This is a genomic window from Bovifimicola ammoniilytica (assembly GCF_025567085.1).
GTDB classification, from domain to species: domain Bacteria; phylum Bacillota; class Clostridia; order Lachnospirales; family Lachnospiraceae; genus Bovifimicola; species Bovifimicola ammoniilytica.
In genome coordinates this window covers 120,640-134,300 of record NZ_JAOQJN010000001.1, presented here as the reverse complement: position 1 = coordinate 134,300, position 13,661 = coordinate 120,640, and the positions used below count along the sequence as shown (strand labels likewise).

The following is a 13,661-nucleotide window of genomic DNA, read 5'->3' as shown; positions in this document are numbered from 1 at the left end:
TCGCACAAGCGATTTCTGACCTGCCATAAAAGCTATTTGCTTTCAGTTAAAAGCAAATAGCTGTGCGAAAAATCAACCTATCAATTTGATTTTCACACTAATCTTTCTTAGGCTTTAATATTATCTCATCAGGATATACAAAACCAAGCTTTCTCGCAGCTTCTTCTATGTACTCTTTAGTCTGCACATACACTCTCTGTTTCTCAAGTTCTGAAGTTCTCTCACTCTCTTCTTCATAGCTCTGCTGAAGCTTCTGTTCTTTCGCATTCAATTCATCTCTCTTAGCTTTCAGACTATTCGTCTGGTATGATATTATCCCTACAAATATTATCATAATAACTATGACAGCTATTGAATTAAGTACATTTTTTCTTTTTTTTGATTTTCCTTTTAAATTCTTCTTCAATTCCGGCACCTCTTTTACTGCCTCTTAATATCTTCACATTGAACTTATTACATAATATTTTAATAGGTTTAAAAACTTTTTTCAATCCCAAATCTAGTATTTTCTGTATTTTTTTTAAAATTTCACATATTTTTCTTAATATAAATCTAAGAACAATTGTTAAATATTTCACAGCAAACCGGCCAATGCTTAATTCATATAATATCATTCCGGCAGCTATCCCTGTAATTATATATAACCTTATGACTCCACCATTAACCTTGTACAAGAATACGCATGTCATAACAGACATTATTAACCAGTAGAGAATGTCCTCTAAGCCCATTATTATAAATGACTTGAAAACAATTCTTCGTATTATCCTGATAAAATCATATATTAAGGCGAATAACGCTCCTAATATTATGGCCCTGAAGAAAATATCGACTTCATTAATTATCTCACCACTCATGCTTCCACCTATTTAAACAATCGTTTGATAAGTGATTCGTCAGACTGCTTCTGAGTATAAACAATGCTATCGATATTGCCCTCTATTTCTGCCTCTGACTTCTCCAGATTAATCCCCTTTACCTTCATTTCCCTGCCCTTAATAATAAGCCTGCCCATAGATGTATCTAAATTAACCATATTATTATCGAATTCAATAACATCTAATACGCCTGATATTATTCCCTGTGTCCGACCTGTTATAATAATTTTATGGCTTACTATATCTTTCTGACCTCTTGTGCCCGTCCTTGCAAATTCATTTCTGCTTTCTGAATACCCCACAACATATCACCCTTTCGACCTCTATGTTGCTAGTATATTTTGCACTAATAGGAATTATTACAACTCTCTATACATTTCTTTGGCTTCATCTTTCTTAACTGTTTCAGAAATATCTAAAACTTCAACCTTAAGCGATTTAGTACCAAATAATATTTCAATAATGTCTCCTACCTTAACATTTACAGATGCTTTGGCAGGCTTGTCATTAACCAGAACCCTTCCTGCATCGCAGGCTTCATTCGCTACTGTTCTTCTCTTAATAATTCTCGATACTTTCAAATATTTATCTAATCTCATAATTACTCCTTTCAAAATACTATACGCCGGGACAATTTCAACGAAATTTCCTGGTAAGTAAAAAATCCCCTCACTTACGTTAATAAGTGAGGGGAAAGCTCTCAAAATCACAAATTCAAATTACTTGTTGATTTCGTTCTTTAAAGCTGCTCCAGCTTTAAATTTAGGTGCTACTGAAGCTGCAATCTTCATTGTCTCACCTGTCTGTGGGTTTCTTCCTTCTCTAGCTGCTCTCTTAGCTACTTCGAATGTACCAAAGCCAACTAACTGAATCTTGTTACCTTTCTTTAATTCTTCAGTTACTACTTCTGTAAAAGCTTTTAATGCTTTTTCAGCATCTTTCTTTGATAATTCAGATTTTTCAGCAATTGCTGCTACTAATTCAGCTTTGTTCATGGATAGACTCCTCCTCTGTTATTCTTAGTATTCTTTTACTTGATATATTCAAGTTTCTTTTTAATTGTGGACAGGCATCTCTATGCCTAAGCCTCACGTCTATTTATAAACTCTTAATGTTGTTTTGTCAAGAAATTTTCGCCATTTTATTAGGGGGTTAACGCATTATTGTTTAAATGTAACAATGTTTATATTGAAATTTTGTTAATATTACAGTATTTACATTTTAAAAAATACTGTTAAGCCTCCATTTGACGGCCTATAAAATGAGCAGCTACCTCAATAAGTTTAACATCTTCATCACTAATTCTAATATCTTCTCCACCTGCCATCAGAGCTATTCCACCTATGACATCACCCTCACATATTATAGGCTTTATAACTTTATTGCATCGTTTCTCATCATTGTCTGTAATTCTGATTCCTTTAGTGTTCTCCCTGACTAACATTCGGTTTTCAAGTATATCCTCAAACTCTTTAGAAAGATTCTTATCTATAAGTTCCCTGCCAAATGAAGTCGCTGCCACCACAATATCTCTATCTGACATAATGACTGCATGATTTATATATGTTCCAAGGCTTTCTGTATATTGCACCGCAAATTCACGAATTTCACCTATTGGAGAATATTTCTTAAGTACGATTTCACCCTCTCTGTCGGTAAAAATCTCAAGAGGATCGCCCTCTCTTATCTTCAATGTTCTTCTTATTTCTTTCGGAACAACTACTCTTCCCAAATCATCAATTCTACGAATAATTCCTGTTGCCTTCATAAGATATAATTCCTCCATTGCCATTGTTGATAAGGATAATAATATCCTTTTTTGTTACATATTAGCTTTGGAGTTAGTATGTGGTAAATAATATGAAATTATTCTTGTCTTTCATTCCATTTGTGTGGAAATCTGTATAGTTTTAATATTGGACATTTCTTTAAGAAAATGTTCTTTTTAATACTTCCATAACTTCCTCATTCTTAAGTCCATAATTTCTTAATGAATTATCATCAAATTGTTCTTTTTCCAAGGAATCAATAAAAGTATCAATATCTTTTTTTACAGTGTTTGGAAGATTTGTAACTTTCTCAAGCATAAGTTCAGAGGCAATTCTCAATACATCTTTTTTGTGTTTTTTTATATCATTAGAATCTACTGTTTCACCATTATCTTTTCTCTGTTTCAAATCAAGATATGCCCTTGCTTTGAACAGAATCAAATTAAAATTAAAAAGGTAGAACTAAAATAGCTGCAATTGAATGAATATCCTGATTCATCAAAACTAATTAGTCCTACCTGAATACCCTTATCTTACACCCTTGCACCCATTTCATATTATTCAATATTATCCCTATTTATTTTCCTCACGTTCAACTAATTCATCTATCAGATCTATTGCTTCTTTAATCATATTATCACAATGGACTTTTTTAGTTCCACCGTTTTTCACATTTTCCCTGAGAAGCTCTGCGCAGTCTGTCATTCCATTATGATTTTCTGCGATTCGCCTTCTAAATTCTCCTATTACTGCCGGAGAATCTATTCCTTTAGCACCGAGTATCATAAGCCCTGCCGTTATAACACCACACGTACTGCCACACTTCATACCTCCACCGAAATTACAGGCGATATTAGAAGCTACATTTTCATCGAGTCCCAGTTCTTTAGCATATGTTCTCATTATAGTCTGTGAACAGTTATTTATCATAGGCACTTCATTTCTAAGTCCCATAGCTTTTTCAATATGTTTATTCATCTCTTACTAATCTCCAATTCTGAGCGACTTATTGCGAAGAGGCGATGATAAATTCACATAGGCGATTTCTCATCTGCTATAAAAACTATCTGCTTTCGCTCCGAAACAAATAGCCATGCGAAAAATAATCACATCAGAATATTTTTCGCACTACTTCCTCTTATGAGGTACAAAGGTGTCTCTAATGTTGTCTGAAAATACAAGAACGCAAATTTATTTTTCTACATAATCCTGTTCTAATGCTTCCATATCTTTTATATAATCTCTCATCTTGCGATAAAAATATATTCCTGTTATAAGATCTGACGCACCCGTAAAGGCAATACATATTCCAACTAATCTAATCATCCATTTAGCTGCTCTGAACGGATTAAAGATTAACACAATTCCTAGAATAAATGTAACTATTGCAGCTAAAAGCATACCTCTATTCTTCTCATTTGTATATTTGCTTAATTGTAATACATACTGTAATTTAGAATAAGCACTGATAAGAATACATACTCCCATCACAAATGGTATCACTGAAATAATTATCTTCGTAGAGGTAAGTATAAACAGACCGATTACAATGAAAATCAATCCTGATACAATCCCTGCATTTGAATAACCTGCCTGCTCTCTCTTTAAGAAATAACTAATAATTTTAATTACACCAACTGCTATGACTATTGTAGCTATTGTATATATCAAAGTTTTTGCAATTGATTCCGGAAACATTATAAGAACTACTCCTAATGCTACATATAATAATGCTGTTAAGATATTCTCAACTTTAAATGCTTTAATTTTATCCATAGAAAACCTCCATTTCTCTCTTAATACGCTTAGTAAACAATAAGACGCAGGCAGACTACTAATCCTATCCTACGTCTTATTAAGTTATAAATTTTCAACTTATCTTATCAGATAATATTAAATTTCAAAAGAATATTATTCGATTACTTTAACCCATCCTTCAGGAGCTTCAATTCTACCCATCTGGATACCTGTTAATGTCTCATAGAGTTTCTTAGTAACAGGTCCCATTTCGTCCATTCCACTTGGGAAACAGATTTCTTCACCATGGTTTACAATCTTACCTACTGGTGAGATAACTGCTGCTGTACCACAAAGTCCACATTCAGCGAAATCTTTAACTTCATCAAAGAATACCTCACGTTCTTCAACTTCAAGTCCTAAATATTCTTTAGCAACATATACTAATGAACGGCGTGTGATTGATGGTAAAATACTATTTGACTTAGGAGTAACAACCTTATTGTCTTTTGTAACAAATATGAAGTTTGCTCCGCCTGTCTCTTCAACTTTAGTTCTTGTAGCAGCATCTAAGTACATATTCTCTGCGAATCCCTCTTCATGAGCTGTTACGATTGCGTGTAAACTCATTGCATAGTTAAGACCTGCTTTGATATGGCCTGTACCATGTGGAGCTGCTCTATCGAAATCACTTACCTTAATAGTAATTGGTTTTGCACCACCTTTGAAATATGGTCCAACAGGAGTACATAAGATTCTGAACTGATATTCATCAGCAGGTTTAACTCCGATAACCGGTGAACTTGCGAACATATATGGTCTGATATATAATGTAGCACCTGAACCATATGGTGGAACATATGCTGCATTAGCTTTAACTACCTGAACTACTGCATCAACAAATCTATCCTGTGGAAATACAGGCATCTCAAGTCTCTTAGCTGAATCTTCCATACGAGCTGCATTCAGGTCAGGACGGAAACATACAATATGTCCATCTTCTGTTGTATATGCCTTTAAGCCTTCGAAACATGTCTGAGCGTACTGTAATACACCTGCACATTCATTTATTACAACGTTTGCATCGCTTGTCAATTCGCCATCGTCCCATTTTCCATCTTTGTAATTAGACACATATCTCTTATCTGTCTGCTGGTATCCAAATCCAATATTTGACCAATCAATATTCTTCTTTTCCATGACAATTACTTCCTTTCATCTGTCAGTAGCATACTTTTATGATTGCTATTTACGTTATTCTTTTTCAAATAAGTTTACCCCCGCTTTTAGATACTGTCAAGAAATTTTTGCAGCTCAAAAACACTTTCTTTTATGGCAAATGGCTTACAATTTTCTAATTCCTCCATTTCGCCATAGCCGTATCCTATCAGAATACAAGGAATACCACATTCTTTAGAGCCGATGTAATCGAACTTTCTGTCGCCTATCATAACTGCATCATTTACATCGAATTCCTTAATTCTACTCATCGCATATCTTATTACGTCAGCCTTTTCCACGCGGCTTCCGTCCATCGTACTTCCTGCTACCACATCAAAATATTTAATAATATCAAAATGTTCTAATAACTGCACCGCGAACTCTTCAGGTTTAGAAGTGGCTAAGATTACTTTCTTACCCTCATTATGAAGATGTTCAAGTAATTCCTTAATTCCATCATATAATTTACATTCAAATATTCCCTGTTTTCTATAATATACTCTGTATTCATCAACAGCCTCCATAGCTTTCTCATGCGTAAAACCATAAAACTGCTCATAAGAATCGCTAAGCGGTGGACCGATAAATGGACAAAGTGTATCTAAATCTTCGACCTCAATGCCGAATTTCTTAAGTGAATACGCAACAGATTTAGTGATTCCCTCTTTAGGATCAGTTATCGTTCCATCTAAATCAAATAAGATATATTTCATATATAAACCTTTCCATAATACTAATTGTCTTAAATTGCATTTGCCTATTCAAACACTTACAAATTGTATTTGCCCGGGCGAATACTTTCACAAATAAATTGCACTGATAAATGCAATTTTTCTGTATATAAATATACATTTCTACAATATTAATTTACAAGTATGGCTGCCACAATCCAGTGACAGCCATACCCATTTATATTCTTCTCTTTTACAATTTCTGATTAATATTCCATTGCTTTCTCTTCGCCATTTACTACACGTAAACCACCCTGAGCTAATGCAAGAAGTTCATCTTCTCCACCATATACTGTAAATGGTGCAATCCATTCTGAAGCTTCTTTTAATTTCTCAACAATGAAGTCATTATAAGCAATTCCGCCTGTAACGATTATCTGGTCAACTTTACCTTTTAATACGCAGGCCATTGAACCTATATCTTTGCTTACCTGATAGATGAATGCATCACGAACTAATTTAGCATTATCGTCTGTCTCAGCCATCTTCATTACATCTCTCATATCATTTGTATTAAGATATGCATTAAGTCCGCCGTTACCAACTAATTTCTTATATACTTCTTTCTCTGTGTATTTACCTGAGAAGCAAAGGCTGATAAGTCCACCAACCGGAACACCACCTGCTCTTTCAGGTGAAAATGCGCCATCTCCGTCAAGTGCATTGAATACATCTATAACTTTACCGTTCTTATGAGCGCCAACTGATACACCGCCGCCCATATGTACAACGATAAGATTTAAGTCCTCATATTTCTTATCATTTTCCTTAGCATATCTCTTAGCTACAGCTTTCTGGTTTAGTGCATGGAAAATGCTTATACGAGGAATCTCAGGTACACCTGAAATTCTTGCTTCCGGGCTTAATTCATCAACAACAACCGGGTCAACTATATAAGATGGAACTCCGATTTCGTCTCCGATTTCTCTTGCTAAAATACCGCCTAAGTTAGAAGCGTGCTGTCCCTGTTTACCAATCTTTAAATCTTCTAATAATTCGTCGCTTACTTCATAAGTACCACCTGGAATTGGTTTAAGCAGTCCACCACGACCTACTACTACATTTATTGATTTAATATCGAAATTCTTCTCTTTTAATAAATTGAGAATAATATTTTTACGGAAATCTTTCTGGTCAACTATTGTTGCAAACTGACCTATTTCTTCTGTAGAATGTCTCAATGTTTCTTCGAATAATAATGTTTCATCTTCGAATACACCAATCTTTGTTGATGTTGAGCCTGGATTAATAATTAAACTTTTTACAGACATATCTTTACCTTCCTTTTTGAAATATTTAAAATTGAATTGTATTTAATCTTATTTATTCTTCATAGCCTCTGCTACAACTGAACCAAGTGCTATTGAATTAACTTTTGTCTCGAAATCATCTGAACGTGATGTAAGGATAACCGGTGCTTTTGTACCTGTTATGATGTTACCATTCTTAACCTTAGCTGTATGTACAAGTGTCTTGTATACAAGATTTCCTGCATGAATGTCTGGGAATAATAAGATATCAGCATCACCAACGATTTTTCTGCCCTCAGCGCCCTTATGAGCTGCTGCTTCAGGACATATAGCAAGGTCCATAGATAATGGTCCATCAACTATACAACCTTTAATCTTGCCTTCTTCACACATCTTTGTAAGTTCTGCTGCTTCAACAGTTACAGGCATCTTAGGGTTAACTACCTCAACTGCTGCAAGTGGAGCTACCTTAGGCATATCAATTCCACATGCGTTACAGATTTCAACTGTATTTTCAATAATGTGTACTTTATCCTCAAGTGTTGGATATGTCATAAATGCAACATCTGTAAGGAATAATAACTTATTAATTCCTTCAATCTCAAATACACATACATGTGATAATGGACGATTATTTCTAAGTCCTACTTCTTTATTAAGTACGCTCTTTAAGAATGACTTAGTATCAATCAATCCTTTCATATACATATCTGCTGTACCATTATGTACAAGTTCAACAGCCTTAAGTGCTGCCTGCTCTGTATCTTTCTCATCAATTACCTGGTAATCAGATAAATCCATATCAATTGTTGCTGCAATCTCTTTAATCTTATCAGCATCACCAACAAGAATTGCATTAGCAATGTTTCTCTCTTTTGCTGCTTTTACAGCTTCAAGAACTGGTGCATCTTGTGCAACCGCAACTGAAACAGTTTTAACACTACAACTATTTACTTTAGAAATTAATTCATCAAATCCTTTAGCCATTATGACACCTCTTACGTTAATTTTATTTGTGATTACACAATATCGCCTGCATATTCACACTAATATGGATAATATAGCACTTACTTGACAAAAATTCAAGTACACGAACAGATACAATTGCTTATTAATGCTAATTTGTTAATTTTGCATTTTATTTACAAAAATCAGTATACTTTTTTGCAAAATGAACTTAAAATATACTTATTATAACATAATCAATAATGATTATACAAAATTTACAGGGAGAAAACATATGATTAGAATACTCGTTGTCGAAGATGATATAAATATTGCAAAAATGATTCAGACTACTATTGAAATAGGCGGTTACAGTTCTGTGTCCTGCCAGGACGGTATTAAGGCATTAGAACTTATTAACTCCAATGCTTTTGACCTTATACTTCTTGATGTAATGTTGCCTGGAATGGATGGTTTCCAGATAATTTCCAGGAAAACAAATGATACTCCTGTTATATTCATTACAGCTAAACAGGACGTAATGGATAAGGTCACTGGTCTTAAGCTTGGTGCTGAAGATTATATTGTTAAACCGTTTGAAGCGATGGAGCTTTTAGCCAGAATTGAAGTCGTACTCAGAAGATATAATAAAGAGGGACACCTTCTTACATACGGAGATATAGTAGTTGATACCTCAGTACATAGCTGTCAGCAGAATGGTGTTAATGTTAATCTTACTCCAAAGGAATTTGAACTCTTAGTATTCTTTATTAGGCATGTTGATGTGGCAATCACCAGAATGCAGCTTCTTTCCACCATATGGGGCTATGAATTTGAGGGCGAATCCAGAACTGTCGATATTCACATACAGCAGTTAAGAAAGAAGCTTAATCTTAAGACTAAATTAGTCACACTGCCTAAACTCGGTTACCGTTTAAATAAAGAAACCGATGCTTAATACCACTAATGCGTGATATTACTAATGCATATAATATTTAATTTATAACAGATTAATACACATTATGTAAACTAATATAAAATTTTGACAGAATTGGAGAAACTATGAAACTCTGGCAGAAAATTTTCCTATGGGCTTTGCTTACTGCAATGCTTGCTGTAAGCACACTTGGTGTCCTGCTACTTAAAAATAATTTTAAATCGTCGATGATACGACAGACAGAAAGTACATTATCCGTGCATGAATATCTTATTTCTAATATCAATAACCGAATTATAGCCGAGCGACTTAGAAGCGGCTCTGTTTTACTTCCTACAAAAGACATTGCAAATGTGATGAAATCAATATTTGACAACTCATCTTCTAAGGAGACTACTTCCGTTGCGCTTTTTAATACTTCCTATGATTTTCTGTATAATAATATAAATATTGATATAAGTAATGACCTGTTAAAAGCTGTTTCACCTAATAATCAAACAGCTAAGCAGGTAGTTAAAAATGGTCGTTCTCATTACCTTATAATTGCATCATATATATCATTAGAGCGACAGGAATTCATCTTCGTTTCATCGACTGATATTACAGAAATCTATGATTTATATTCTGCACAATTAGATTATGCGAAATTGCTTAGTATATGTCTTTCATTATTGTGTGCATTTATCCTGCTCATTCTTGTTAAACTATTACTTAGACCATTGTCAAATCTTAATAATTCAACACATCTTATTGCAAATGGTGATTATTCAAAACGTCTTAATATAAAAACTAATGACGAACTTGGCGAATTGGCACATAATATGAATATAATGGCAGACTCCATCGAAGAAAATGTTACATTATTACAGGAAACAGCTGAAAACAGAAAACAATTCATTAATAATTTATCGCATGAAATGAAGACGCCTCTTACATCGATATTAGGCTTTGCTGACATTATGAGAATTAAAAGAAATATTACACCTGAAGAACTTGCAGAATATAGTGGAATAATATTCGAAGAGGCAAAACGCCTTAAGAGTCTATCAGGTAAACTTATGGAGATAATTACTGTTGGTGAGACTAATTTAGAATTTACAGAAGTTACTGCGAGCTCATTATTTTCACAGTTAGAGCTGGTATTTAAACCAATTTTCGAAAAGAATAATATGAATTTTTCAATCTCTTATGATGAATGTATACTTTGTATAGATTTAGAACTTTTTAAATCCATGCTGTTTAATATAGTAGATAATGCTGTCAAAGCATCTTCTAAAGATAATACAATCTATATCAATGAAAGATTTACAAACGGAATTATTAATATATCTGTACGTGATGAGGGAATTGGTATTGATAAGAAAGAATTAAATAAAATAACTGAACCATTCTATATGATAGATAAAGCCAGAAGCCGTAAGGCGGGCGGAGCAGGTCTCGGGCTTGCATTATGCAAACGTATAAGCGAAATTCATAATGCCAGACTAATTATTGAAAGCGAAACGGGTGTTGGAACAACTGTTACTATTGTAATGAAAGGACTTGAAATTGATGAAGCTAAAAAATAGTATTTTTTCATTTATTAAAACAATTATTTTTGCCTCTGTCATAATCATTGCAGGTTATACAATTCTTGCAAAAGCGAGCAGATATATTATCAGATATGATAATAAGATAACACCTGTTGCTATAGAAAAAAATGATTCATACGTATTCTATTCTCAAACCGACAGTGACGTGACTTTATTTCCATGGAATTATGCAAACAATTCAGTAGATGTCATGACCTACGCAGATTTTTACCTGAATAACGTCGATGCATTTACTTATGATATAACGCTTTCTTCCATAGTAGATACCGGCAATCTTTATGATTATCTGAGATACTTTTTCTATCGTACAATTCCACCAGATTTACGAAAATACATGGCAGTAAATGATATCTCTTTATCCACAGTTATGGACTTTACTAATCTCGGTAATTATGTGACAGTATATTCAGGAAGTACTACTTATTTCTTCTACAAAGGCCGGATAAATATAGACAACCATTCATTTGACCTTGATTTTTCATTTGATGGTTCTGGTTTTCTGTACTCATTTCAATGCCAAAGGATTAACAGTTCAGATAAATACACTGATGAAGTTATGGAAAACGGTAACAAGATTCTTAGTAGTCTGGTGTCAGAACGTAACAGAGATACTCTGCTTCTATTAGTAAATGACATTATATTTCTAAATGATTTTCTGAAGAATTATTACCTGAATATCTCTTCATCTTCTGATATCAGTGTTAATTTAGAAGAAAATACTGAAACCAATCTTGACATTACAATTAATTATACAAATGATTATTATGAGAAATATTTACAGGATGACAGTTCATATGACATAGATGAGTTTGAAAAAGAGCACGAAGATTATTATACTAAATATTCCAAATACAAAGATTCTGATTTAACAAATGATGACCAGAACTCATATCAGATTGTTAAAACCAAAAATGAATTCTTGCTGATTCTTTCTGACTCCAATATAGTATTCCATTATGATCCTCTGCTGCATGTCTTTAATGGTTTTAATTTGTCAGAATAGTATTAATCTTTACATTATTTTTACAAAAGATATTTATAAATATATTTACATTATAATTGTAATAAAGTATACTTAGCTTTGCTTATTGATAAATGATTATTAAATATCTGTATCAATTAGCAGACAATATTTTCTGCCTTCATCTTATTTTTATTATTGCAGATAATATTCATAACAACTAGAATTTTACAAAATAAACATAGAAATTTTTATTTAGAAACGAGGTAAATAATGGCAACTTCAACATCAAAAGCCGAAAGACTTAAAAGAAAAAAAAGAAAAAAGAGAAGAAGAATAGCACTTCTTACAATCGAAGCAATAGTACTATTACTTGTAATTGTCTGTGTTTCAATTTATCTTATGCCTAACTCCAAATCATTTATAGTCAAGACATTTACAAAATGCCCGGCTGGACAGAGCCTGCTAAAATCTCTTTACAAAGATGATTATGATAAAAATGTATTAGATACTACAACAGATAAGGACAAAATCAAAACAGTTGACCTAGGTGACGGATACACTAATATCGCATTATTCGGTATTGACCCACGTGATGGAGAATTCGAAAATGGTACACATACTGATACTATTATGATTGTAAGTATTAATAATAAGACACATGATGTGAATTTAGTCTCTGTATATCGCGATTCATTACTACGTATGACTACATCTGACGGAGATATTGATTACGAAAAGGCAAATTCTGCATTCTTTAGAAATGGTGTTGAGGGTGCATTGAATATGCTTAATAACAACTTTGACCTTGATATTACAGAATACGCACTTGTTAACTTCCAGGGACTTGCTAAAATAATCGATGCACTTGGTGGCGTTGATATAACCATAACCGATGAAGAAGCTTTCTATATCAGTGGCTACCTTACAGAAACAAGAATAATTACAGGTATGGATGCTCCTGATGTAGAGGAATCAGGTAATGTTCATCTTTCAGGACTTCAGGCAACAGCATATTGTCGTATAAGATACTCACCATTTACTGCAGCAGATGGAACTGTTTATCATAATGATTACGGTAGAACAGCCAGACAGAGACTTATCCTCACTAAGATATTAGAGAAAGCCCAGTCAGCAGGTGTTAACCAATTGCTTAAGGTGGCAGACACTATTATTAAGGAAAATGATATTAATGGTTCAAAGATTTTATCAACTAACATACCTTGGAACAGAATCGTTGATCTTCTTACAGTTGCTGTGGATTGTAATCTTAAGGATACAGTCGGTTTCCCATATGACACCTATACTCCTGAAAGAGGGGAAGCATATTATGGTTATGTAGTTCCAATGGGGCTTGAACAGAATGTTATACGATTACATCAGTTCTTATTCCCTGATAAATCATATACACCATCAAGAATGGTAACGAAGATAAATGATTATCTTATTGATGAAACAGGTGTATACCCACCAACAAATAATAGTAATGATAATTCAACTTCGGATGATTCAGATGATTAAAATAATCAAAATAATTAGATAATTAAATTACAATGCAGAGATATATAGTCATAAGCAACTATACATCTCTGCATTATTTCGTTGTTATTCTTATTTTGTTATTATTCCATCACTCAATA

Annotated in this window: 17 protein-coding genes; 4 read left to right on the top strand and 13 right to left on the bottom strand. The window is 33.4% G+C overall.

The window, feature by feature from the left end; genetic code table 11:
- Positions 1-97: 97 nt before the first annotated feature.
- The 13 genes from OCV48_RS00640 to ptb all read right to left on the bottom strand — a co-directional run bounded on the left by OCV48_RS00640 (position 98) and on the right by ptb (position 8,573).
- Positions 98-406 carry an FtsB family cell division protein gene (locus tag OCV48_RS00640; protein WP_021982051.1) on the bottom strand — a complete coding sequence of 103 codons (309 nt, stop codon included), beginning with the start codon at positions 404-406 and terminating at the stop codon, positions 98-100.
- Positions 357-857, bottom strand: coding sequence for a spore cortex biosynthesis protein YabQ (gene yabQ / locus OCV48_RS00635; protein WP_021982052.1), 501 nt, complete (start codon positions 855-857; stop codon positions 357-359). The genes OCV48_RS00640 and yabQ overlap by 50 nt, the downstream gene beginning before the upstream one ends.
- Positions 858-865: 8 nt before the next feature.
- A complete protein-coding gene (locus tag OCV48_RS00630; RefSeq protein WP_262558496.1) occupies positions 866-1,180 on the bottom strand; it encodes a YabP/YqfC family sporulation protein in 315 nt (104 codons plus the stop codon).
- A 57-nt stretch (positions 1,181-1,237) separates the two neighbouring features.
- On the bottom strand, positions 1,238-1,477 hold the full coding sequence (locus tag OCV48_RS00625; protein WP_021982054.1) for an RNA-binding S4 domain-containing protein: 240 nt from the start codon (positions 1,475-1,477) through the stop codon (positions 1,238-1,240).
- Between the two features lie 120 nt (positions 1,478-1,597).
- Positions 1,598-1,873: an HU family DNA-binding protein gene (locus tag OCV48_RS00620; RefSeq protein WP_021981730.1), complete on the bottom strand. Its 276-nt coding sequence runs from the start codon at positions 1,871-1,873 to the stop codon at positions 1,598-1,600.
- A 239-nt stretch (positions 1,874-2,112) separates the two neighbouring features.
- A complete protein-coding gene (locus OCV48_RS00615) occupies positions 2,113-2,646 on the bottom strand; it encodes a stage V sporulation T C-terminal domain-containing protein (protein ID WP_021981731.1) in 534 nt (177 codons plus the stop codon).
- Positions 2,647-2,806: 160 nt separating this feature from the next.
- A complete protein-coding gene (locus tag OCV48_RS00610; RefSeq protein WP_021981732.1) occupies positions 2,807-3,055 on the bottom strand; it encodes a hypothetical protein in 249 nt (82 codons plus the stop codon).
- Positions 3,056-3,220: 165 nt separating this feature from the next.
- Positions 3,221-3,625 (bottom strand): C-GCAxxG-C-C family protein, encoded by a 405-nt coding sequence (locus tag OCV48_RS00605; RefSeq protein ID WP_021981733.1) that lies wholly within the window; start codon positions 3,623-3,625, stop codon positions 3,221-3,223.
- Between the two features lie 213 nt (positions 3,626-3,838).
- On the bottom strand, positions 3,839-4,423 hold the full coding sequence (locus tag OCV48_RS00600; protein WP_021981734.1) for an HdeD family acid-resistance protein: 585 nt from the start codon (positions 4,421-4,423) through the stop codon (positions 3,839-3,841).
- Between the two features lie 135 nt (positions 4,424-4,558).
- Positions 4,559-5,584 (bottom strand): branched-chain amino acid aminotransferase, encoded by a 1,026-nt coding sequence (locus OCV48_RS00595; RefSeq protein ID WP_021981735.1) that lies wholly within the window; start codon positions 5,582-5,584, stop codon positions 4,559-4,561.
- An 86-nt stretch (positions 5,585-5,670) separates the two neighbouring features.
- Positions 5,671-6,318: an HAD hydrolase-like protein gene (locus OCV48_RS00590; RefSeq protein WP_021981736.1), complete on the bottom strand. Its 648-nt coding sequence runs from the start codon at positions 6,316-6,318 to the stop codon at positions 5,671-5,673.
- A gap of 224 nt (positions 6,319-6,542) precedes the next feature.
- Positions 6,543-7,607 carry a butyrate kinase gene (gene buk, locus OCV48_RS00585; protein ID WP_021981737.1) on the bottom strand — a complete coding sequence of 355 codons (1,065 nt, stop codon included), beginning with the start codon at positions 7,605-7,607 and terminating at the stop codon, positions 6,543-6,545.
- A gap of 48 nt (positions 7,608-7,655) precedes the next feature.
- Complete coding sequence (gene ptb / locus OCV48_RS00580; protein ID WP_021981738.1) at positions 7,656-8,573, bottom strand: phosphate butyryltransferase; 918 nt, start codon at positions 8,571-8,573, stop codon at positions 7,656-7,658.
- A 253-nt stretch (positions 8,574-8,826) separates the two neighbouring features.
- On the opposite strand from ptb, the gene OCV48_RS00575 reads away from it, so the two are divergent.
- From OCV48_RS00575 to OCV48_RS00560, 4 genes are all read left to right on the top strand, one after another.
- On the top strand, positions 8,827-9,489 hold the full coding sequence (locus OCV48_RS00575) for a response regulator transcription factor (RefSeq protein WP_021981739.1): 663 nt from the start codon (positions 8,827-8,829) through the stop codon (positions 9,487-9,489).
- Between the two features lie 104 nt (positions 9,490-9,593).
- Positions 9,594-11,036, top strand: coding sequence for a sensor histidine kinase (locus OCV48_RS00570; RefSeq protein WP_147590836.1), 1,443 nt, complete (start codon positions 9,594-9,596; stop codon positions 11,034-11,036).
- A complete protein-coding gene (locus OCV48_RS00565; protein WP_147590835.1) occupies positions 11,020-12,063 on the top strand; it encodes a hypothetical protein in 1,044 nt (347 codons plus the stop codon). The genes OCV48_RS00570 and OCV48_RS00565 overlap by 17 nt, the downstream gene beginning before the upstream one ends.
- A 231-nt stretch (positions 12,064-12,294) precedes the next feature.
- Positions 12,295-13,542 (top strand): LCP family protein, encoded by a 1,248-nt coding sequence (locus tag OCV48_RS00560; RefSeq protein ID WP_021981742.1) that lies wholly within the window; start codon positions 12,295-12,297, stop codon positions 13,540-13,542.
- The last annotated feature ends 119 nt before the right edge of the window (positions 13,543-13,661 follow it).